General features: G+C 33.3%; 22 protein-coding genes and 1 pseudogene. 12 read left to right on the forward strand and 11 right to left on the reverse strand.

Going from position 1 to position 22816, the window contains the following annotated elements; all coding sequences use genetic code 11:
- Window positions 1–79: 79 nt before the first annotated feature.
- Window positions 80–979, reverse strand: a complete 900-nt coding sequence (gene yut, locus KA867_RS03865) for an urea transporter (RefSeq protein WP_210137071.1) — start codon at window positions 977–979, stop codon at window positions 80–82.
- A gap of 210 nt (window positions 980–1189) precedes the next feature.
- Between yut and KA867_RS03870 the strand changes: the two genes are divergently transcribed.
- The 7 genes and pseudogenes from KA867_RS03870 (at window position 1190) to KA867_RS03900 (ending at window position 6247) form a co-directional block, all read left to right on the forward strand.
- Complete coding sequence (locus KA867_RS03870; protein WP_019469957.1) at window positions 1190–1492, forward strand: urease subunit gamma; 303 nt, start codon at window positions 1190–1192, stop codon at window positions 1490–1492.
- A 13-nt stretch (window positions 1493–1505) separates the two neighbouring features.
- A pseudogene (locus KA867_RS03875) lies at window positions 1506–1919 on the forward strand (urease subunit beta).
- Window positions 1916–3631, forward strand: coding sequence for an urease subunit alpha (gene ureC, locus KA867_RS03880; protein ID WP_119535418.1), 1716 nt, complete (start codon window positions 1916–1918; stop codon window positions 3629–3631). The pseudogene KA867_RS03875 and the gene ureC overlap by 4 nt, the downstream one beginning before the upstream one ends.
- 11 nt (window positions 3632–3642) lie before the next feature.
- Window positions 3643–4095 (forward strand): urease accessory protein UreE, encoded by a 453-nt coding sequence (gene ureE / locus KA867_RS03885; protein WP_210137072.1) that lies wholly within the window; start codon window positions 3643–3645, stop codon window positions 4093–4095.
- Window positions 4088–4777: an urease accessory protein UreF gene (locus KA867_RS03890; RefSeq protein WP_210137073.1), complete on the forward strand. Its 690-nt coding sequence runs from the start codon at window positions 4088–4090 to the stop codon at window positions 4775–4777. Before ureE ends, KA867_RS03890 begins: the two co-directional genes overlap by 8 nt.
- Before the next feature lie 13 nt (window positions 4778–4790).
- Complete coding sequence (gene ureG, locus KA867_RS03895; RefSeq protein WP_107385730.1) at window positions 4791–5405, forward strand: urease accessory protein UreG; 615 nt, start codon at window positions 4791–4793, stop codon at window positions 5403–5405.
- Window positions 5405–6247 (forward strand): urease accessory protein UreD, encoded by an 843-nt coding sequence (locus tag KA867_RS03900; RefSeq protein ID WP_107383557.1) that lies wholly within the window; start codon window positions 5405–5407, stop codon window positions 6245–6247. Before ureG ends, KA867_RS03900 begins: the two co-directional genes overlap by 1 nt.
- Window positions 6248–6633: 386 nt before the next feature.
- Here the strand turns inward: KA867_RS03900 and KA867_RS03905 are convergent, their stop codons facing one another.
- Window positions 6634–6840, reverse strand: coding sequence for a hypothetical protein (locus KA867_RS03905; RefSeq protein ID WP_019469950.1), 207 nt, complete (start codon window positions 6838–6840; stop codon window positions 6634–6636).
- Between the two features lie 103 nt (window positions 6841–6943).
- Entirely contained in the window at window positions 6944–8035 is a 1092-nt protein-coding gene (locus KA867_RS03910; RefSeq protein WP_019469949.1) for a YkvI family membrane protein, read from the reverse strand.
- Between the two features lie 453 nt (window positions 8036–8488).
- Between KA867_RS03910 and KA867_RS03915 the strand changes: the two genes are divergently transcribed.
- Window positions 8489–8959, forward strand: coding sequence for a thioesterase family protein (locus KA867_RS03915; protein ID WP_107385728.1), 471 nt, complete (start codon window positions 8489–8491; stop codon window positions 8957–8959).
- Window positions 8960–9033: 74 nt separating this feature from the next.
- Here the strand turns inward: KA867_RS03915 and KA867_RS03920 are convergent, their stop codons facing one another.
- The 3 genes from KA867_RS03920 to KA867_RS03930 are packed head-to-tail and all read right to left on the reverse strand — an operon-like array spanning window position 9034 to window position 11543.
- Window positions 9034–9684, reverse strand: a complete 651-nt coding sequence (locus KA867_RS03920) for a TetR/AcrR family transcriptional regulator (protein ID WP_210137074.1) — start codon at window positions 9682–9684, stop codon at window positions 9034–9036.
- An 18-nt stretch (window positions 9685–9702) separates the two neighbouring features.
- On the reverse strand, window positions 9703–10836 hold the full coding sequence (locus tag KA867_RS03925) for an ABC transporter permease (RefSeq protein ID WP_181187330.1): 1134 nt from the start codon (window positions 10834–10836) through the stop codon (window positions 9703–9705).
- A gap of 2 nt (window positions 10837–10838) precedes the next feature.
- Window positions 10839–11543, reverse strand: a complete 705-nt coding sequence (locus tag KA867_RS03930) for an ABC transporter ATP-binding protein (protein WP_210137075.1) — start codon at window positions 11541–11543, stop codon at window positions 10839–10841.
- 211 nt (window positions 11544–11754) lie between these two features.
- Between KA867_RS03930 and KA867_RS03935 the strand changes: the two genes are divergently transcribed.
- The 4 genes from KA867_RS03935 (at window position 11755) to KA867_RS03950 (ending at window position 15467) form a co-directional block, all read left to right on the forward strand.
- Entirely contained in the window at window positions 11755–12264 is a 510-nt protein-coding gene (locus tag KA867_RS03935; protein ID WP_245355905.1) for a hypothetical protein, read from the forward strand.
- A gap of 228 nt (window positions 12265–12492) precedes the next feature.
- Window positions 12493–13773: a homocysteine synthase gene (locus tag KA867_RS03940; protein ID WP_210137076.1), complete on the forward strand. Its 1281-nt coding sequence runs from the start codon at window positions 12493–12495 to the stop codon at window positions 13771–13773.
- 471 nt (window positions 13774–14244) lie between these two features.
- A complete protein-coding gene (locus KA867_RS03945; protein WP_107383552.1) occupies window positions 14245–14997 on the forward strand; it encodes a threonine/serine exporter family protein in 753 nt (250 codons plus the stop codon).
- A gap of 11 nt (window positions 14998–15008) precedes the next feature.
- Window positions 15009–15467, forward strand: coding sequence for a threonine/serine exporter family protein (locus KA867_RS03950; RefSeq protein WP_046206676.1), 459 nt, complete (start codon window positions 15009–15011; stop codon window positions 15465–15467).
- A gap of 99 nt (window positions 15468–15566) precedes the next feature.
- Here the strand turns inward: KA867_RS03950 and KA867_RS03955 are convergent, their stop codons facing one another.
- The 5 genes from KA867_RS03955 to KA867_RS03975 all read right to left on the reverse strand — a co-directional run bounded on the left by KA867_RS03955 (window position 15567) and on the right by KA867_RS03975 (window position 22769).
- Window positions 15567–16463, reverse strand: coding sequence for an ROK family protein (locus tag KA867_RS03955; protein ID WP_210137077.1), 897 nt, complete (start codon window positions 16461–16463; stop codon window positions 15567–15569).
- A gap of 106 nt (window positions 16464–16569) precedes the next feature.
- Window positions 16570–17505 carry a mannose-6-phosphate isomerase, class I gene (manA, locus tag KA867_RS03960; RefSeq protein ID WP_119517834.1) on the reverse strand — a complete coding sequence of 312 codons (936 nt, stop codon included), beginning with the start codon at window positions 17503–17505 and terminating at the stop codon, window positions 16570–16572.
- A gap of 16 nt (window positions 17506–17521) precedes the next feature.
- Window positions 17522–19471: a PTS fructose transporter subunit IIABC gene (locus KA867_RS03965; RefSeq protein ID WP_210137176.1), complete on the reverse strand. Its 1950-nt coding sequence runs from the start codon at window positions 19469–19471 to the stop codon at window positions 17522–17524.
- Window positions 19472–19548: 77 nt separating this feature from the next.
- Complete coding sequence (locus KA867_RS03970; RefSeq protein WP_210137078.1) at window positions 19549–21411, reverse strand: BglG family transcription antiterminator; 1863 nt, start codon at window positions 21409–21411, stop codon at window positions 19549–19551.
- A 425-nt stretch (window positions 21412–21836) separates the two neighbouring features.
- Entirely contained in the window at window positions 21837–22769 is a 933-nt protein-coding gene (locus tag KA867_RS03975) for a lactate/malate family dehydrogenase (RefSeq protein WP_210137079.1), read from the reverse strand.
- Between the last annotated feature and the right edge of the window lie 47 nt (window positions 22770–22816).

The raw sequence follows: 22816 nt of genomic DNA on the forward strand, positions 1-22816 counted from the left end.
ATAATCTATCCACAAAGCACACCCTCTTTTATTATACTTAGTTTGTACATTTAATTAAACTTCATGCTTCAGAGGTTACTTATTTTTGTACACGCATACTATTTCCTGCGAATAACATAATCCATGTAGCAATAATAAACGGTAAGGTAAAGACAGGTAAGCCAAATGGTGTTAGCAATGTAATCATGCCTGCGTGTATAACTACCGTGAGTAAGACACCAAGCACAATACTCATATATCGCGGAATTCTAGTTTTAAATGCCACACCTAACGCTAAAACTGTAAGAATGACATTATAACCAAATAAACCATCATTAATCTGATCATGATTTGCACCGAGCACTGTAACAGCTGCAAAGCCAATGACGTTAGCAATCATAGCGTAAAGTCCTGCTTTTCTTGAAGCAATAAATATCCCAATCAAAATGAAAATACCTGCTAAAACACTTTTTAATAAAAACACTTCACTAAAACCTGATAAAAAGGCACTAATAAAATCGATATGATGTCCGGAATATGTAATTTCTTTGACTGTATTAGGCAATATTTTTACATCTGCATTTACAAACTTGAATTGAAAAGACATTAATAAAACAACCCAGCTTACAAATACATATGGCATCGTTAACATAGGTACACCAAAAGGTTTGAAAAACTCTCTAAATGCAGATCCTAACGGCATCGTTATAATTATTGCAACGATGACTATCAATAAGCTATACCATTCAGGTACTAAAAATAACGTTAATGCAATTGCTGTCAATACTGGATTAAAACCTGCTAAACCACTATTAATCTCTTCGTCCGAGTAATTTGTATATTTAGCTAATAATAGTGATGTTAAACTAGCGATGAGGGCCATTAAACCGACTTTCCAACTACCTATAAATAGACCTATTAAGATAAATAAACCTGTCCATGCATTGTTCAACAATAAAACCTGTGCGATATTTTTTAATAATATTTGAATCGCATTCACAATGTCACCTGATTTCTATAAAATTTACGTTATTCATCTTATATCATACAACCTATAATTAAAAGCCTTTCAAATTTTACTAAATTCGCTATTTCCACACTTTTCCTTAATGTGTAATTCTTGTAGTTAGCCTAGCAACCCTTTATTATTAAAATGTAGACACGTACACATTAGTGTTGGTTTTAACAGTTTGGAAAAGGAGTGAACAACGTGCATTTTACACAACGTGAGCAAGATAAGTTAATGTTAGTCATTGCATCCGATTTAGCACGTAGACGTCAACAAAGAGGATTAAAATTAAACTATCCTGAAGCAGCCGCTATCATCAGTTTTGAATTGTTAGAAGGGGCGCGCGATGGGAAATCAGTAGCAGAACTTATGAGTTATGGAAAACAAATATTAAGCGCAGATGATGTCATGGAAGGTGTTGCAGATATGTTAACTGATTTAGAAATTGAAGCAACATTCCCTGATGGTACAAAATTAATTACTGTCCATCATCCGATAGTCTAAAGGAGGATACATGATGAAACCAGGTGAAATTATTGTTAAACGTACAGAAATCGATGTTAACAAAGGGCTTCATGCCACAGTCATCACTGTAAAAAACACAGGCGATCGGCCTATACAAGTTGGCTCTCACTTTCACTTTTTCGAAGTGAATCCTGCATTAGATTTTAATCGTGAACACGCTTATGGCAAACGTTTAGATATACCCGCAGGTGCTGCAGTTCGTTTTGAACCAGGTGATGAAAAAAAAAATTCAATTAGTAGAATATAAAGGAAATCGTAATATTTTTGGTTTCCACGGAAAATAAATGGTCCTATAGACGACACACGTGTATTTAAACCAGATGATTACACTAAAGAATCAGAAATTATCGATGAGTCCAATTTATCAGAAGATAATGCTAATAAAGAAAGTGGGTATAAAAGATGAGTTTCAAAATGACGCAATCTCAATACACGAGTCTTTATGGACCAACAATTGGTGATTCAGTAAGACTCGGTGATACAAACCTATTCGCTAAAGTCGAAAAAGATTTCGCTACATATGGTGACGAAGCTACTTTCGGTGGCGGTAAATCCATCCGAGACGGTATGGCTCAAAACCCTAACGTAACAAGAGACGACAAAAAAGTTGCAGATTTAGTTATTACTAATGCGCTAATCCTTGATTATGACAAAGTAATCAAAGCAGATATTGGTGTAAAAAATGGCTATATTATGAAAATTGGTAAAGCGGGTAACCCAGACATTATGGATAATGTCGATATCGTTATTGGTGCAACGACTGATGTCATTGCTGCAGAAGGTAAAATTATAACTGCTGGTGCCATTGATACACATGTCCACTTTATCAACCCAGAGCAATCACTCGTTGCATTAGAAAGTGGCACAACTACATTAATCGGTGGTGGTACTGGAGCTTCTGAAGGCTCAAAAGCAACAACTGTTACGCCTGGACCTTGGTATATTCATCGCATGTTGGAAGCAGCAGAACAAATTCCATTAAACATTGGTTTTACTGGGAAAGGACAAGCTGTTAACCACACTGCCCTCGTCGAACAAATTCATGCAGGTGTCATTGGTCTTAAAGTCCATGAAGACTGGGGTGCAACACCATCTGCTTTAGATCACGCTTTACAAGTCGCAGATGACTACGATATTCAAGTTGCCTTACACGCAGATACTTTAAACGAAGCTGGATTTATGGAAGAAACAATGGCAGCAGTTAAAGACCGTGTATTACACATGTACCATACTGAAGGTGCTGGTGGCGGGCACGCACCCGACTTAATTAAGTCAGCGTCTTACTCAAACATTTTGCCATCATCCACTAACCCTACTTTGCCATACACACACAATACAATAGATGAACATTTAGATATGGTTATGATCACACATCACCTTAACGCTTCTATCCCTGAAGATGTTGCTTTTGCTGACTCTCGTATTCGTAAAGAAACAATTGCTGCAGAAGACGTATTACAAGATTTAGGGGTATTTAGTATGGTAAGTTCCGACTCCCAAGCTATGGGTCGTGTTGGTGAGGTAATCACACGTACATGGCAAGTGGCTCATCGTATGAAAGAACAACGTGGTGCACTTGAAGGAGACGGTGAATATAACGATAATAACCGTATCAAACGTTATATTGCGAAGTACACAATCAATCCTGCAATCACACATGGTATTTCAGAATATGTTGGATCTATTGATGAAGGTAAACTTGCAGACATTGTAATGTGGGACCCAGCGTTCTTTGGCGTTAAGCCTGAGATAGTGCTTAAAGGTGGCATGATCAGTACAGCGATCAACGGTGATGCTAACGGCTCTATTCCAATTTCTGAACCACTCAAGTATCGTAATATGTATGGACAATTAGGTGGTAATATGCAAAGTACTGCTATCACTTTTGTTTCATCCACTGCTTATGAAAATGATATTGGCAGAAGTTTAGGCTTAAAACGTAAATTAAGACCAGTTAAAAATATTCGTAATTTAACTAAAGCAGATATGAAAAATAATAGCGCTACACCTAAACTAGATGTAGACCCGCAAACTTATGAAGTATTTGTCGATGGTGAGAAAATAACAAGTGAACCAGCTACTGAGTTACCACTAACGCAACGTTATTTCTTATTCTAGGAGGATAAAGTATGATCATCGAAGAAATTAAAGGTAATATTGCAAATCTTGCGCAAAATGAAAAAAACAAACATGTTGAAAAAGTTTATCTTGAAAATTCTGACTTAGTGAAACGTATCCAACGTGTTACAACAGATCATGGTAATGAAATTGGCATTCGTTTAAAACAGCCAATCGATTTACAATATGGTGATATTCTATATCAAGACGATACAAATATGATTATTGTAGACGTCAATTCAGAAGATTTATTAGTTATCAAGCCACGTACATTACAAGAAATGGGTGACATTGCTCATCAGTTGGGCAATCGACACTTGCAAGCACAATTCACAGAAACAGAGATGCTTGTACAATATGACTATCTCGTAGAAGATTTATTGAAAGACTTAGGCATACCCTACAGCCACGAAGATAGAAAAGTAAACCAAGCATTTAGACATATAGGTCATTCACATGATTGATCACGCACATTTACGCTTATTCCAATTCTGTGATTCTCAATTTCCGACTGGCGCTTTCAGTCACTCATTCGGTCTTGAAACATATATCCAAAGAGATATTGTCCATGATGAAGCATCTTTTAAACAATGGCTTGAATTATTCTTAAATGAACAACTTTCATTTGCTGACGGCTTAACGATGCGCTTAGTCTACGATGCACTAAATCATCATAACACTGAAAAAATATTGTATTTAGATCGCATACTTTTTGTACAAAACTTGCCTAAAGAAACCAGACAAGGTTCAAAACAAATGGGTAATCGTATGGTCAAACTAGCAGCAGAGCTTTACGATAGTGAATGGATAAAGTGGTATCAAACGCAAAACAAAAATAAAAAAGCAAAATTGCATCTGGCGATTTGTTTTACTATGCTTGGTCATTATTTAGGTGTCGATATTGAAATGATTATCGATTACTATTTATATCAAAATGTATCGAGTTTAACACAAAACGCAGTTCGTGCGATTCCTTTAGGACAAACTGCTGGTCAAAGAATCGTCCATGAAATGATTCCCTTTATGAAAGAAACAAGAAATCATATTATGACATTAGAAGAGTCACAATTAGGTATCACTGCACCCGGATTAGAAATCAACCAGATGGAACATGAGAACGTAAATGTAAGAATATTCATATCTTAGGAGGGCATTTTCAATGACAGAGACAGTTAAAATAGGTGTCGGTGGCCCTGTAGGTGCAGGGAAAACACAACTTATTGAAAAATTAGTGAAACAATTATCTAAAGAATTTAGCATAGGTGTCATTACCAACGATATTTATACAAAAGAAGATGAAAAGATTTTAGTTAATTCAGGCGTGTTACCTGCAGATCGCATTATCGGTGTTGAAACAGGTGGCTGCCCACATACAGCAATTCGTGAAGATGCTTCAATGAACTTTGCTGCTATCGATGAATTAAAAGAACGCAATGAAGATATCGATTTAATCTTTATCGAATCTGGTGGCGACAACCTTGCTGCGACTTTCAGTCCAGAGTTAGTCGATTTTTCTATATATATTATCGACGTTGCTCAAGGGGAAAAAATCCCTCGCAAAGGCGGACAAGGCATGATTAAATCTGATTTCTTTGTAATTAACAAGACTGATTTGGCTCCGTATGTCGGCGCTTCATTAGAACGTATGGCTGAAGATACTGAAACATTCCGAGGCAAAAGACCATTTGCATTTACTAATCTTAAAACAGATGAAGGCTTAGATAAGGTTATCGAATGGATAGATCAGGATGTCTTTCTTAAAGGTTTAGCTTAATGGCAAATGCACAGCAAAAATGGACTGGCGTATTAGATTTAACTGTTTTTAATAATGGTAGAAAATCTGTTGCGCGTGATATCTTTTTTGAGAAGGCATTAAAAGTCATACGCCCAGTCTACTTAAACGGCTCAGATATACCTACATTTTATATTGTAAATGTAGGTGGTGGTTATTTAGATGGTGACCGTTACAAAATGGATTTCACAGCAGAAGAAAATGCAAATGTGACTTTAACTTCACAAGGTGCGACAAAAATCTATAAAACATTAAATGATCATGTCGAACAATATCAAAGTTTTAAAATTAAAGACAATGCTTATATTGAATATGTCGGCGATCCTATTATTGCCTTTGAAAACGCTAAGTTTTTCCAACATAATACGTTTAATTTGAGTGCTAGCGGTTCACTATTCTATACAGATATACTGACACCCGGTTATTCAAAAGAAGATAAAGCCTTCACATATACGTATATGCATCTGCTTAATGAAATTTATGTTGAAAATGAACTCGTAACATTTGATAATTTGTTACTTGATCCAACTAAAAATAAAGTTGATGGCCTAGGATATATGGAAGACTATACACATTTAGGTTCATGCTATTTCATACATCCTGAAGTCAATCAAACTTTTATAGATGACGTTTATGATTACATCAAGCATTATCATAAACTATATAATTGTCGTTTTGGTATTACGCAATTACCAACGCATGGTTTCAGCATTCGAATCTTATCAAATAAAACACAAATTATCGAGCGCATTTTAAATGCTGTTCAAACGTACGTTGCACAGCATATCTTTGACAGAGAAGTCAATTTCTTAAGAAAATATTAACCTTAATCATGTCGTATATTATGAAATAGCAATTCCAACCTCAATGAGCATGAAACATACAATTTATACTCAATAAAAAGAACTTAGACAAACCCTGTGCAAATTAATGCGTAGGGTTTGTTTATTTTTATTTATATAGTTGTTTTTTCAAATAGCAGTGGTCTTTCAGACCATTACCGGCACTATTTAATTTATATATATAATGTTCTTCGTATAATATTGGCAGTTATTTAGACCGACTCCTGCGGTAAGCGCACTAGCCGAAGACTACAGGCTAAGGCAGTGCCCGCGGAAAGCGTGCACAAAAAAACTGCCAACAAAGTCGGAGACTTTGTTGGCAGTCTGAAAGAACTTATAATATTATAACAACTTTCATACCATTTACTTTAAATAATATTTAGCAACCATACGATACTAATGACTAACAATAAAATTGTCGCAATATAAATCGCTAACTTTTGCCCTTTTTTTAATGATTTTTCTTCATGCGTAAATAAGCTAAATAATGACCCATCTTTCCCCATTAGCAGTGCAATAGAATAAATCAGTAATATAATCGCTATAATTAATACGATTAATGCCACATAAACCATGCGATTGGCTCCTTTCGGATTTCAATAGTTATTATTTCTTATCCGTACATTTTATCTTAATATTTACGCTACAAAAAATATATAGTTATTGCTAAATGATGTTTTACAAATCTTGTAATGATTTACCTTGTTTTTTTATTCTTCTCACCTTAAATGGTGCATAAATTAATACGATTATAATAATGATGCCCATATAACCTATTACCGGATAGAAAAATGTCATTAAATCTGTAAAACCTGCAAAACTAATTGCAAAACCAATTAAAGTAAATATCGTATAAAATATTTTAAATTGTTTCGTCTCAATTTCAGTAAAACGTGTAGCTAATGAATAAAACATACCTAAACATGTATTAAAAATCATTAAATAAATAACAATTGACATAAACACGCCTAAAATAGGTGAAATATCATTGACTAGTCCCAACATTGGTAACGGTAAGTGGCCAACTGTTTCAATCTTAGAAAAAATTGCCAAATGGCTAATCATAATCATTAACCCTAAGACAATACCACCGGCTAAACCACCCCATGCAGCAACTTTACTATTTTTCTCATTACCTCCCATAACAATTGACATTGATGCACCTAATCCTACATTAAGCGAAACATAATTCACACCTGCGATAAACCAATGAGGAACAGCAGATGTATGACTTTTAGCCAATGTATCTAATTCGCTAAACGAACCTGACATCGTAAACAAACAATATATAGCAACAATAACAATACAGATAATCAATAAAGGTGTAATATTACCGATTACTTTAACAACGTTATCCACACGTAACATACCAAATACGAGTACTAATATAACCATAAGTGCAGTACCGTACACAGCAGGTATGCCAAATTGTTGTTCAAAATTTGAACCTCCACCTGCAAGCATAACGACACCAAATCCAAATAATGCAATAATGAGCACAATGTCTACTAACCAAGCAATGACTTTGCCAAACATTGTACCACCAGTCAATTTATGTATCACGTCATTATGCCCTTCAGCTTTAAATATACTGCCTAACCATACTAGCATCATACCTACATAAGCAAATAACACGGTAGAAACAATACCCGCGAGTATGCCCACCGTTCCAAAGCTAGTAAAATACTGTAGTATTTCTTGCCCTGAAGCAAAACCTGCACCCACGATAATACCGATGAATGCACTACCTATTAAAAATATCCTTTTCATATAAATCCCCTTCGCTAAAGTTACATTGAATTTCATTTATAAGCATTCGCAAACGCCTATAATATCACTTCACTCGCATGCATCTTTGATATTGGCAAAGGATGCGCAACTTTCAAATATGTTTGTGAATTTAACATACTATTTTCACAGGACCCTAATCCTGTACCCTTTTATCCTTACCATCCAAACCTTAGTACGATACTGAAATTTGTTTGAATTCAAAATTTCTGTACCTTTTATTTTAAATCTATAAATAAAGATATAAACTCAAAACATTCGAAATGCAAGCGTTTACATTTTTATGATAACTTACTTGAATTCGTTTATCAATTCCACATTTTCAATAAGTAATATTGAATTATGTATAGTTTCAATCAAATTACTAACTTAAAATGTTTAATGTTGTTACAATAATATAGGCTACTATTAAATTTATACTTTAGGAGTGATTTTGTGGCAGAGGAATACATTTATAAAAACACCGTGCAACCATCTTGGATAGATAACAATAACCATATGCATGATGCACAATATTATTCCATTTTCAGTGATGTCGTCGTTGGATTTTTCGAATCAGTCGACTTATATGTTTCTTATCGACAAACACATGAAATTACTATTTTTAGTTTGGAAGCACATATTTCCTTTTTAAAAGAACTCGTATTAGAAGATGACTTTTACGTTAAAGTACATATTTACGATTATGATGCGAAAAGAGTACATTTATTCCTGACAATGTACAACGATAATGATGAGCGTATTGCTACATATGAAGTGATCATGATAGGCGTTAGTAAAGTTACACGTCGTAGCATGGCATTCCCACAGCCTATTCTAGAGAAAATACAAGCAGCTTTTAATATGCAAAAGCCGTTTAACGCGCCATCGCAACTAGGTCATGTTATTGGCATACCTAGAAAATAGAAAATAATAAAAGTAGAACGGAAATCCAACTTTCATTTCTGTTCTACTTTCATTATTTTAAATAACCCTTTTTGTTATTTTGCTGTAAACATGTAGTAAAGACTTTCCTTTGTAAATAATAAATGGTTTTCATACACATCGTCATGTTTATAATTCAAATCAATTAAATAACCAATATTTAAATTGATCGTTTGAGCAATTAAACTACGTACAAAAAACTCCGCTTCAACATGCCGCATTTCATTGCAACTTATCATCTTATTGATCATTGGTTTCAAATGAGAGACTAAACGCTTATTAAATACTTCTAATAACACCGACTGAAATGTTTTACTTGTCATCGCTTCATTAAAGAATACTTTTAACAGCATTCTATTTTCATAAATAAATTTAGAACGATTGTCTACAAATGTATTTATAAATGATTCCAAGTTGCTTGCGCGATTCAATTCACTTAAGAACTCCTCTGCTACAGTAGGCACTATGTTATCTTTTATAATTGGCACCAGGCCTGCATAGAGTAATGATTCTTTATTTTTAAACTGTTTATATACTGTACCTTCAGCAACACCTGCCCGCTTAGCAATATCACTTGTACTTGTTTGTTTATAACCTTTTTCACTAAAAAGTATAAGGGCACTTTCAATCACTAAACGTTGCTTTTCAGTTAAATGCTCTAATTTAGGTACAATTTCTTCCACGATATCTTTAATATTCCGATTCATGTATGATACCACCTATATTTAAACTTTTCTATAACGCTTCATTCCTAAAATATTCAATATTAGTAATACTACAAAAATACCAAATAATACACCCAAGTTGATATAAATATCCTGCACACCAAATCCTTTTATCATTACATCTTGCATAGCTTGTCCGGTATAAAATAATGGCATCAAATGTGCAAAGTATTGTAAGCCTATATTCATCGATGATATTGGTATTAAACCTGCAAATAATACTTGCGGTACGATTACAAGTGGTATAAATTGAATCATTTGAAATTCTGAAGATGCAAAAGTAGACAACAGTATGCCAAACGTTAAAGCTACGAGTGCTGTTAATACTGTTGTAGCTAGAACTAACCAAATCGACCCCTCAACAGCTATATTTAATACATATATGGCATAAATAACTACTACAAACGTTTGAATAACACTAAAAATACCATATCCCATAATATAGCCATAAATAATATGGCTTCTCTTAATAGGAGAAGATAATAATCGTTCTAGCGTTCCTGAGGTTCTCTCTTTTAATAAACCGATGCCAGAAATTAAAAATGTGAAGAAGAAGACGAAAAATCCTATTAAAATTGGATTAATCGTATCAAAATATGTAGCATCTTTATCCCCATATAAATAATGTGTATTAATTTTTATCGGTTCACGATTCTCGGTCATACTTTGACCTGTATTAGCATTGTCAGGTATTTGCGATTGAACTTGCTCTAATGCTTTTTTTAATGATTTTGTATTTTCTTTCATTTGACTCATATTATGATTGGTTAACCACTTTTGGTTTGTAGAAGCCATGACTCCCTTATCTGTAGGATTATCATTAGCAAAAGTGACTTCTAACTCATGATTTTGCATGTGTATAAACCCAGTCAAATTATCTTCTTTTATCTTGTCATCTATATTGTTATGATTTTTAAAATTTTCAATCGTGATGTCTTGTGATTGTAATTCTTGTTTCAGTGATTCAGGAATATCATGAACACCTACCTTCACACCATTTGAGTTGTCTGAAACTGTAAATATATAATACAGTAGCGTTAATATTAACAACGGTGCTACTAGCAATAACATCAACGTACGTATGTCTCTGATTGTTTGTTTGAAAATTCGTTTAGTAATATAAAATGCATTCATATTTAGTCCTCCATTTTCAAAAACACTTCTTCAATTGATTCAGATTGATACTGGGTTTTAATATCTTGCGGTGAGCCCATTGCAATAATTTCACCATGGTTCATAAGTAATAGTCTGTCACAGCGTGTAGCTTCATCTAACACATGTGTTGTGACAAGAATACTTTTCCCTTCTAATTTTGCCGCATCCAAATCTTTCCATACCGCTTGTCTAAGTTTAGGATCAATACCAACGGTAGGTTCATCTAGTATTAATATTTTAGGATCTTGTAAAAAACTAATAGCCAATGACAACCTGCGTTTCATGCCTCCAGAATATGTCGATACCTTTTTATCTAATGCCTCTTGAAGTTTCACCATATTACTACATATTTCCACACGTTTCTTGATGTCTTTTCTTTTTTTTATGTATATACTGCCAAAAAATTCTAAGTTTTCTCTCCCCGTCAAGTCAGTATAAAGTGCATCACTTTGAGCCATATATCCAATATCACCTAAAATTTTTCTATTGGGCATTTCAACGTCATCTATCGTTACCCAACCTACATCAATACGCTCCATACCTAACATACATTGAATTAATGTTGTTTTACCAGTTCCAGATGGACCAATTAAACCGACGATTTCACCTTTTTCAAAAGCAACATTTATATCTTTTAATACTTGTTTATCACCAAAAGATTTACTTAAATTATTCACTTCAATCATCTTTACACCTCACTAATAGTGAGTGAACACTCACTTTATTGTTATATTACACTTTGATATACTAAATGTAAAATCATATTATTTTTATAGCTTTTTGACATTTTGCTATTTAACTGTTAATTCCAAGTAGAACGGTCATTCTATTTAGAAAGTGTGAGACGATTGTCACAAAAGCGACAAGATATATTATCAACTGCTGAACGATTATTTTATGAATATGGGTTTCGTGGTATATCTGGTGCAATTATTGACAAACGGGGGGCTTCGTTATGCATTTAATTTAGGTGTTATTGCACTTGCCCTCGCAACAATTGCCCTTGCTTTCACGCCAAAAATTTGGATCATACCATTTATATCAGCTTCATTATTTGGCTTAAGCTATATATTCTTAACTGGTGTGCTTTTAGTTTGGGGAATTAAAATATTTGTTAAAAATGCCTCTTTAGACATCGGCATTCCCTTTTTAATGTTAGCTATTGGACAAGTTATTGGGTCTTCATTAGCAGGTTTATTCATTGATATGTTCAATTTTATGTATACATTCATTATTTACGGTTTAATTGGTTTCATCCCCCTATTCATTTATCCTAAAGTCGAAGTTCTAGAAAGCAAACTACCGGATGGAGATTACAGTCAACTTCAACAACAAAACGCTGAAATTTTAACTCATGAAAGTATGAATGACACACACGATCAATATACACATCATCAACATTACTAATATATGGATGAAATTGCCTAGGAAATAATGATTGTAAACAAGAAAAAAAGACTTTGTTTATAAACTTCCCCACTAATTTTGTTATTTGTTAACACTAGTGGGCATACATTATTGCTATAACTGTAAACTTAATTCTTACTTTTTTAGTAAGAATACTTGAAAATAAAAAATTGCTCTTGTATAGTGTTAATTATCAGAAAATTCAAATATATATAGGAGGGACAATGTATGTCTCAAAATAATTGGCATTTAGATACTTTATCAATCCATGCCGGTCAAGTAGTAGATGAATTCTCAAAATCACGAGCAGTACCAATTTATCAGACCTCAAGTTACGTATTCGATGATACTGAACATGCAAGAAAACTTTTTTCTTTAGAGGAACCTGGAAACATATATACCAGAATTATGAATCCTACACAAAATGTTTTTGAAGAACGCCTTGCTGCGCTTGAAGGTGGTGTGGGTGCCTTAGCCACATCTTCTGGACAAGCTGCGATTCACTTAGCTTTGTTAAATATTGTTGAAAGTGGCGATGAAATAGTAGCATCTTCAAACCTTTATGGTGGTACCTATAACTTATTTAATGTCACTTTCAAAAAACTAGGTATTAAAGTACACTTTGTTGATCCAAGTGATCCCGAAAATTTCAAAGCAGCCTTAACTGATAAAACCAAAGCAGTTTATGCCGAAACGATTGGTAACCCAAGAATAGATGTCTTGGATATTGAAAAGGTTGCTCATATTGCGCATGAACATGAGATACCTTTAATTGTTGATAATACTTTCCCAACTCCTTATTTATTGCGTCCATTTGAATATGGTGCTGATATTGTAATACACTCAGCTACAAAATTTATAGGCGGACATGGTACTTCCATCGGTGGTATCATTGTCGATAGTGGTAAATTTAATTGGAATAATGGAAAATTCCCTGGTTTAGTCGAACCAGATCCAAGTTATCATGGCGTTTCATACGCAAATGATGTAGGTGAAGCTGCTTATATTACAAAAGCACGCGTGCAATTATTACGCGATCTTGGTTCTGCTGTGTCACCATTTAATGTACATGAATTTTTAATTGGTTTAGAAACATTACATCTTCGTTTAGAACGTCATTCAGAAAATGCACTTAAAGTTGCCCAATATCTAGAGAAACATCCTAAAATTTCCTGGGTGAATTATCCCGGCTTAGAAAGTAATGCATATCATGATTTAGCCGGAAAATATTTACCTAATGGCCAAGGTGCAATTTTAACTTTTGGTGTAGATGGTTCAGTTGAAGATATTGCAAAATTTGTTGAATCTTTAACTTTATTCTCACATTTAGCAAACGTAGGCGATTCAAAATCGTTAGTTATTCATCCTGCTAGTACGACTCATTTACAACTGTCACCTGAAGAACAAAAAGCATCTGGAGTTTTACCAGAATTAGTAAGATTATCGATTGGTACTGAAAACATTGAAGATATCATTACAGATCTTGATCAGGGATTACAAGTATTATAAAAATAAATACATTGCTTTTAGTGCAGGAAACAGAAATCTAAATCATTTAAAACGATTATGTCGACTCCGTTAATAAGGTAGATTAGTGAATATTCATTTGAACTAAAGCTTATGCAAAGTCCCATTAACTCAAATAACATGAGCAGTGGGGCTTTAATTGCCAATTAAATGTTTAAAGAAGTTGAGACAGTTGGTTTTCTTCAACAGCATAATTTCTATTTGTATGAGCATACAAATTCAATATGTTTTTATGTACATACTTCACTTACTTAACTCCTATAAATCTTTGTACCTCAATTTGCTAAACATCCACCTTTTAGACACCTCGCAAGGGTAACCTCAGACAACCCGAAGACTAACTTTAGCTATACATATTGTTTTAACTTCTGTAAATTTAATAAATTCTCTTTGAAATTACATATTAATATTGGGATAATAATGATAATTATTTATCAAGTCGGAGGTACGCTTTTGGATAACTACAAAGATAAAGTAACGATGAATGTGATACTGCTTGCTGGTAAAATTTTATTATCATCTGGCGCAGAAGTTTCTCGTGTTGAAGATACAATGAGACGAATAGCCATTTGTATGGGCTATTATAATAGTCAAGGGTATGTCATTAATGTATTTATCAATTTTTCATTGAGTGAAGAGCATGATACTCGAATTTTACGCATTGATAAAAACAGTACAAATTTACTTAAAATATTTCAAGTAAACAACATTTCACGTAAACTCACAGGAAATCAGCTTTCTATAGAAGAAGCTTTTGAAGCGTTGAAAAATATTGATAGATCCAATTTAAGTATTCCATTATGGAAAAAAGTAATTGCTGCAGGTATTATTTCGTTAAGTTTTTTATACTTACAAGGCGGTACTTGGTCTGATGCAATTACTACGATTATTGCTGGTGCCATAGGGTTTTTAATCGTTGAGTATATGCAAAGTAAATCACTAACTATGTTTATACCTGAGTTTGTAGGTTCATTTATTTTAGGTGCTATCGTTATATTTGGATCAGAATTGTTTCAAGTCAATAAATCTTTTGGGCCAGCTATGATTGCATCCGTTATGCCAATTGTACCTGGTGTACTGATAACGACTGCGATACAAGACTTGTTTAGTAGGCATATGTTAATGTTCACAGCAAAATTTTTAGAAGCACTCGTTATTGCCTTTGCAATTGGTTCAGGTATTGCGATTGCTTACTTAATTTTTTAGGAGGTCACATGATGACAATTTTATTTACTTTTTTATGTAGCTTTAGCGCATCATACTTTTTTAATGTGATATACGATGCCCCTAAAAAATTATTTTTTCCAGCTGGATTTGCAGGTTCAATGGGCTATTTTGTCAGCTACATTTTAGAACAATCCTTTGAAATGGATAGTATATATTCCAGTTTGCTTGGCAGCTTAACTTTAGGTTTACTTGCACATATCATGAGTCGTATTTTCAAAGCGCCCGTTGTACTTTTTATGATTCCTGGCATCATTCCACTTGTCCCAGGGAGTATCGCTTTTAGAGCGACACAGCAATTGGTTACTTTAAATTTCACAGATGCTACCAATACCTTTATACGAGCGATTTTAATTGCAGGTTCTATTGCATTAGGGCTATTGCTTTCTGATCAATTATCTAAAACATTAAACATACGAAAATATATTTTAATTAAGCGCAACAGACTATAAATCCACTTCATCATTTTAGTCACCAAAAAATAGCGAGCATCTGAAACTTCCATTTAATCACTTCAGGTACTCGCTATTTTTATAAATCAGCAAACTTTTTTATTGTTTATTTACATAATAAAGACCAGTTAGCACATTTGATGCCAAATCACTTACTTTAATATGAAATGGTTTATTTTGGATTAAATGATGGCTTTGTGCATATGCTTCAATGTTTTCTTTATACGGTAATGCACTTTGTGTAACACCACCACCAAGAATTATATGATATACATTAAATATATTAAATAAATTCGTACACAGTTGTTGTGTTAGTAACACTACTTCATCCATCATATTATTGATATTTTCATTTTCTTTATTCATATAGATGTCGATTGCTTCTCTAGTACTTACTGTTCTTTGTAAAATATCGCTCGCTTTACGACTGATTGCTAAGCCTGACAGTTCATTTTCAACACATCCAAACTGATGGCACACTGGACATTGATAATCGCTATTATTTTTAATAATAGTATGACCAATTTCTCCAAAATTACCATCGACGCCTGTAACGAGTTGACCATTTCTTATATATGCCATGCCTATACCTGTGCTAATTGTTAAGTATATGACATCTTCTGCATCTGTTTTTAAATATTGATATTCCGCTAATATTGCTGCATCAGTATCATTTACGAAACGTGGTTGAAATGCACTATGCTGCTTTATGTAATCACCAGCGTTAAAACCAATATATTTTTGTAGATTAGGCGGATTCAAAAACAGTCCTTCTGTATAATCACAAGGTCCTGGCATCGCAATGTTTAACGTGCTTTGTGCTATATCATTATATTTTTTGCTAAATTCATTCGCTATATTAATAATTCTTGTAAATTCTACCTCTGGATGATTGACATCTGTCTCGAATTTTTGACTATCTATCACTGATAAATCTTGGTCTATAAGCCCTACAATGGTTTTCGTACCACCTATATCTGCACATATTTTCAACATATCCATACACTCCATCACTCATATTATTGCTTCGATTATAGATAAAAGAGGTGTAGATTAAATTAATTTGCTTTGGCACAAATCAATTCATCTCACCTCTTAAACATTATACATAACTTATGATTATTGTCATATTACCATTAAATGCTATATCATGATCTTCTGTCGTTAATATAAAATGTGTTCCTTTTTGTAGTTTATACACTTCATCATTCGTTTCTACATTACCATTACCTTCAACAATGGATACAAGACAATACGTGCTTGATTTTTCATAATTTAACACACCATCGATCATCCAACGTTCAACCGTGAAGAAATCATTTGAAACAAATTGCGTATATGTTTGACCTTGTACTATTTCTTGTTTGGGTGTTGTATTAGGTGAAGTAGCAGCAAGGTTGATCACTGCTTTACTTTGTTCTAAGTGTAACTCACGTTGGTTCCCATTGTTGTCTGTACGCTCATAATCATAAATTCTGTATGTTGTATCAGAAGATTGTTGTGTTTCTAGTATTAAAATACCTTCACCGATAGCATGTACTGTACCTGCAGGCACATAGAAAAAATCTCCGGCTTTCACTTTAACTTTATGAAATAACTCATCAAATTGTTGTTGGTCTATCATATCATTTAGTTCAGTTTGATTTTTAGCGTTAACACCGTAAATAATTTCAGCATCTTCTTGTGCGTCTAATATATACCAACACTCTGTTTTACCGTATTCACCTTCATATTTTTGGGCATAGGTATTATCTGGATGAACTTGTACTGATAATTTATCATTTGCATCTAAAATTTTAGTTAACAATGGAAATTTAGCATTCCCTGTGACACCAAAAAGTGCTTTATCCTCATTCCAAACTTCTTCTAACGTCTTACCTTGATGCCTTCCATTTTCTATTATATTTGTACCATTTGGATGCGCCGAAATTGCCCAACATTCTCCTGTATACGCACTTGGAATATGATAATTAAATCTTTTTAGAGCTGTCCCACCCCATATACGTTCTTGAAATACAGGTTTTAAAAATAATGGCATTGTATGATACCTCCACTTAAATATCTTTTAATATATTATAAATCTGTTTACTATTTGTTGCATTTATTAAATTTTGTCTGGTCTCATCATCCATCAAAGTTCTTGATAATCTTTGTAATAATTTAAGATGTGTGTCACTGCTATCACTTGGTACAGTAATTAAAAATATCAATTGAGGTAATGTTCCATCTAAACTATCCCATTTCACGCCTTGCTTATTATTCATAACTGCAACAATTGGTGTTTTAACCGCATCTGATTTTGCATGAGGGATGGCTACGTTCATTCCAATAGCTGTTGTTGATTCCATCTCTCTTTTTAAGACATCAGATTTTAATTGTGATTGGTCTATAATATAACCTTGTTCATTTAAATTTTCTATTAATTGATCTATCGCTTCATCCCTGGATAAAGTTTGTTCTGAAATATGAATGACTTTTTCACTAAATACACTTTGTTCTTCTAATGTTTGATTATCCGTCTTAGATGCACTATTTTTTGCTGTTTCATCTTTATTTTCTGATTGATCCATGCCAATTTCAATATTGTTCGTATCAACTGCAAGTGATGGTGTTTGTCTTCTTAAGATTAAAACAACACTCATTGTAACGATACTACCAATGATTACTGCTATAAAGAACCACAATATTTGATCAATACCGCCCAGCACTGCAACAATTGGACCACCGTGCGCAACTCTGTCACCTACACCGCCAATTGCAGCAATTACAGCAGCTACCATCGCACCAATCATATTAGATGGTATAATTCTTAACGGATCTTGTGCGGCAAATGGTATAGCACCTTCCGTAATGCCGAACAATCCCATAGTAAATGATGCTTTACCCATTTCAATTTCACCTTTGTTAAACTTACGCTTATTAATAAATGTAGCCAATCCTAAACCAATAGGGGGCGTACATACCGCAACTGCAACCATTCCCATAACAGCATAGTTACCTTCTGCGATTAATGCTGAACCAAATAAAAATGCTACTTTATTTACTGGGCCACCCATATCAAAAGCAATCATTGCACCAACAATTAATGCTAAAATAACAATATTTGTCCCTTGCATACTCTTTAACCAAGTTGTTAAACCTTCGAAAATGCTCGCAATTGGTGCGCCAATCAAGAATATAAAAATTAATCCTACAATCAATGAAGAGATGATTGGAATAATAATAATTGGCATAATAGGTGCCATCGCTTTAGGTACCTTAACATTCTTTATCCATTTTGCAATATAGCCTGCAATAAATCCTGCAACAATACCACCTAAAAAGCCAGCGCCTGCATCACTGCCATAAAAGCTACCGTCTGCTGCGATTGCACCACCGATCATACCAGGTACTAAACCAGGTTTGTCTGCAATGCTAACTGCGATATAGCCAGCTAATATTGGAACCATAAAACTAAATGCTAGAGAACCAATATTTTCAATAGATTTCCAAAAAGAATCATCTGGTATAACTAAACCTTTTGATGAAGCTTCACCACCTAAAGTTAAGGCAATGGCCATCAATAAACCACCAACTACAATGAAAGGTACCATAAATGATACACCATTCATTAAATGTTGATAGACCATTTGCATCCCGCTTTTTTGCTCTTGTTCATCATCTTTTTGATTCGTATCCCCGTTACGATCATGATGAATATGTCCATCTTTATCAATAATACGTTGAATTAATTCTTTCGGTTTATGAATACCTTCACGAACGCTTTCATTTATGATTAATTTCCCATCAAAACGTGACAAATCTACTTGTCTATCTGCTGCAATGATAATGCCATCCGCTTCCCTAATTTCTTTTGATGTTATAACATTTTCTGCCCCAACGCCACCTTGAGTTTCTACTTTTATATCTACGCCCATTTCTTGAGCTGCTTGTTCTAACTTTTCTTGTGCCATATAAGTATGCGCTATACCATTTGGGCACGATGTAATCGCTAATATTTTCATCATTTCATCCTCCTCATATTCAATTGTAAACGCTTTCTAAAATAGATAAAAAGAATAATTGCCGTTGCTAGTGGCAATTATTCTTTGATTAAATTTATAATATATTGTTTTAGATGCTGCGTTTCCATAGTCATAAGATAATCGACATCATACTCATTTAAATCAGCGATCACATGTATTATTTTCTTCATTGCTGAAATTTCAGAATTAGCAATTGCTAAAAAGAATACTAATTTAACTTTATTTTGTTTCCATAGTAACCCATGAGGGCATTTAAATATAATGACCTGTGAACGCAACACCTTTTCAGGGTCACCATGTGGCATACTAATGCCATTCCCTATATATGTTGAAGCATATTTTTCACGTTCCAATGCACTCTTCATATAACTTTCCGTAATGGCATGTTGTTTCATTAAAAGCGATTGTGCTTTTTCAAAAATATGGGTTACAGTTACGTCATCTGTCATCTTTTGAACATCAAATTGAATTGCAGATATTTCATCCTGTTTTAGCACAGGATTTCTTTTACTATTAATAAATGATTTAATTTGTTTTATGTCATTATCTGAAAGCAAAGGGGATACCTCTATCACGTGTAATGTATCTGGTAAATCCTTGGTATTAATGGGATGCGTAGTAATCAGCATATCAATATTTGAAAAGTTGTAATGAGACATCCGCTCTAATTTTAAAGTATCAACAATATTTATATGATCATCTAAATTCGCAATTTTAACTTCCAACAAATTAGATATTCCTAAACCATAATAACAAGTTATCACAATATTAATTTCATCTTTTTTATTACGGTCAATGGACGATTGAAAATGTAATGCTAAAAAGGCAATCTCATCTTCTACTAAGTTTAGATTTGAATCTTTCTCTAGGTATTTTACAGTTTCATACAATGCATTAAAAACAAAAGGATAATATTTTTTAATCTCATCAGTTAATGGATTATTGATATATACATTTTTAGCAATACGCAAATACGCTCTACTAAAGTGTGCTTGAATATTTTCGCGTAAAATATTGTCTTGGGTAAAATTGATACCAACTATTTTTTCCATGTGCTTAATCATGCGTGCTACATAGCTTTCGACAAAGAGTGTTTCTATTCCCAAATCATATTTATTAAAATAATAGCTAATAAAAAAAGAAAATAACTTAGCAGTATCTTTAGATAAACCATAAGCTAATTTATGATTGATATCCTCTATACATTGCATTGCTATTTCTTCTGCCTCTTTATTTACCACCCATGAATCTTCGCTTGTTTTTTTCCTTTTTATAATAATAATCAAATGAATAAGTAATTGTTGAATAAGCATATCAGAAGTAAACAGATGATGTTGTTCTAATCTGTTTTTAATAATATAACAGATAGATTTAATGTGCGCTTGAGGTATTTCATTAAGTATAAAAGCTTCTACTGTCTTTTCATTATTAGATAATTGATTTAAATGTAATATCGCATTTCTGATATTCATTTCATTACCTATTATGGTAATACCTTTTTTCTTAATGACATCAACATCAATATCAAAAGACGCACACCAAGCTTTTATTCTATTTATATAATCATAAGCTTCCGTTTTTGTTATCACATATTCTGATTCTATTTGATCAATTGTATTTGGTTTTTGATACATTAATAATTCGTAACCGAGTTTCATTAATTTTTCATTTTCTTTCGTTAAAAACGAATGTACCAATGTCTCTAATTCATCCTCATCATAATGGTCACCATTGAGTTTATACCCTTTACCTTTAACACTTGTAATCAAATGATTTATAATTTCGTTATTAATGTATTTAATATCATTTCTCACTGTTCTATTTGAAACATTTAAATAACTTGCTATTTCATCTGCGCTTAGATAATGATTACTGTTATTTAGCAATAACCTAATGAGTTTAGCATGTCTTACCAACATGATTGCACCGCGCTTTCTAATCGTTTGAATTTTTATTAAATTCAATATTAATATTTAAATACATTGTAGCCATACCCTCACATTAAAGCAAGAAGTCACACTAAGATACCTTTGATAAAATGATGTATAAATCATTTCGATTACATTTAATGATCATATTTAACAAAAATCAATATTTAATATGTTTTGTATATGAACACCTAAAATCTGTGTTTAAAACTTGTTTGCACAATTACTAATTATTGGTTTTGAACGCTCATAAGTTTGAAAATTGGATAGCGTCTGAATGTTATTAAATATTAAAATAATACTAACCCAATAAAACAAAAATATGAATACCAAATAAAAAATGGCAATTTCNNNNGAAATTGCCATTTTTTATTTGCTACGAGATACTTATGTTTCTATCTCTATACTAAAGGAAATTATTTTTGTGCTATATTAATTGTTTGTCTGATATATTGATATGCTTCAATTAGCTGTTGTTCTTCCTGCTCATCCAATGCTATAGGATACCTTTGGACAATGCCATATTGGTCAACTAATGTTGGTAAACTATACGCCCCATCATCTAGCCCATATTCCTGACTGATTGATGTTAATGGCATAATTGTACGCTGGTTTAAAGCAATCGCTTGTATCAAAGCAGTCGTCACCTTGGAAATAGCTGCATTGGTCCACCCTTTTTGATAAAAAACATCCATTGAAACTTCATTTATAATAGACGTTATATGTGCCTTATCAATCGCTGGCGCTTGACTTAAAGCTTCATACTCTGATAATTCCATACCGTGAATACGTACTTTGCTCCATACAGGCACTGCATACTGACCATGTTCACCAATAACAAAGGCTTCAACATTTTTAGGATCAATTTGGTAATGCTGAGCGACAATAGTTTTGAATCTTGAACTTTCTAATGCTGTACCCGTCCCAATTATTTTATGCGATGGATAATTGACTTGATTGGCAAAATATACCATCGAATCTACTGGATTAGAAATTAAAATAATAATTGCTTCTTGCGTAACTTCAGCAATTTGCTTCATCACATTTTTTATAATGTCATGGTTATCTTGTGCCAATAATGTTCGGTCGCCATCGTTTTTATCTGTTTGTATACTTGCGGCAATAACTATAAAATCTGCGTCAGCTAAATCTTGGTACGCGCCTGCTTTAATTCTCACATGACTGATATTAAACAGTCCTTGTGAATGATTATGATCAAGCGCTTCACCACTTGCAATTTCTTCTTTGCTATCAATCAATACAATTTCTGAAAATAAATTCAAATACTGAACGTCTGTCAATACTTGACTGCCTACTCTACCAAGTCCAACAATTCCTAACTTAGACATGTCTAACCATACCTCCTCTGTTTGTTAAAACTTATATTCATAAATCA

The sequence above is a fragment of the Staphylococcus sp. GDH8C109P genome, assembly GCF_017893405.1.
GTDB classification, from domain to species: domain Bacteria; phylum Bacillota; class Bacilli; order Staphylococcales; family Staphylococcaceae; genus Staphylococcus; species Staphylococcus cohnii.

Bases quoted from the DNA above. Each gene is read 5' to 3' on its own strand.
- ureC (WP_119535418.1), top strand. From the start codon at position 1,916: ATGAGTTTCAAAATGACGCAATCTCAATACACGAGTCTTTATGGACCA.
- ureE (WP_210137072.1), top strand. From the start codon at position 3,643: ATGATCATCGAAGAAATTAAAGGTAATATTGCAAATCTTGCGCAAAAT.
- KA867_RS03890 (WP_210137073.1), top strand. From the start codon at position 4,088: ATGATTGATCACGCACATTTACGCTTATTCCAATTCTGTGATTCTCAA.
- ureG (WP_107385730.1), top strand. From the start codon at position 4,791: ATGACAGAGACAGTTAAAATAGGTGTCGGTGGCCCTGTAGGTGCAGGG.
- KA867_RS03900 (WP_107383557.1), top strand. From the start codon at position 5,405: ATGGCAAATGCACAGCAAAAATGGACTGGCGTATTAGATTTAACTGTT.
- KA867_RS03905 (WP_019469950.1), bottom strand. From the start codon at position 6,840: ATGGTTTATGTGGCATTAATCGTATTAATTATAGCGATTATATTACTG.
- KA867_RS03910 (WP_019469949.1), bottom strand. From the start codon at position 8,035: ATGAAAAGGATATTTTTAATAGGTAGTGCATTCATCGGTATTATCGTG.
- KA867_RS03920 (WP_210137074.1), bottom strand. From the start codon at position 9,684: ATGAATCGGAATATTAAAGATATCGTGGAAGAAATTGTACCTAAATTA.
- KA867_RS03925 (WP_181187330.1), bottom strand. From the start codon at position 10,836: ATGAATGCATTTTATATTACTAAACGAATTTTCAAACAAACAATCAGA.
- KA867_RS03930 (WP_210137075.1), bottom strand. From the start codon at position 11,543: ATGATTGAAGTGAATAATTTAAGTAAATCTTTTGGTGATAAACAAGTA.
- KA867_RS03935 (WP_245355905.1), top strand. From the start codon at position 11,755: ATGAATATGGGTTTCGTGGTATATCTGGTGCAATTATTGACAAACGGG.
- KA867_RS03940 (WP_210137076.1), top strand. From the start codon at position 12,493: ATGTCTCAAAATAATTGGCATTTAGATACTTTATCAATCCATGCCGGT.
- KA867_RS03950 (WP_046206676.1), top strand. From the start codon at position 15,009: ATGACAATTTTATTTACTTTTTTATGTAGCTTTAGCGCATCATACTTT.
- KA867_RS03955 (WP_210137077.1), bottom strand. From the start codon at position 16,463: ATGTTGAAAATATGTGCAGATATAGGTGGTACGAAAACCATTGTAGGG.
- manA (WP_119517834.1), bottom strand. From the start codon at position 17,505: ATGCCATTATTTTTAAAACCTGTATTTCAAGAACGTATATGGGGTGGG.
- KA867_RS03965 (WP_210137176.1), bottom strand. From the start codon at position 19,471: ATGAAAATATTAGCGATTACATCGTGCCCAAATGGTATAGCGCATACT.
- KA867_RS03970 (WP_210137078.1), bottom strand. From the start codon at position 21,411: ATGTTGGTAAGACATGCTAAACTCATTAGGTTATTGCTAAATAACAGT.
- KA867_RS03975 (WP_210137079.1), bottom strand. From the start codon at position 22,769: ATGTCTAAGTTAGGAATTGTTGGACTTGGTAGAGTAGGCAGTCAAGTA.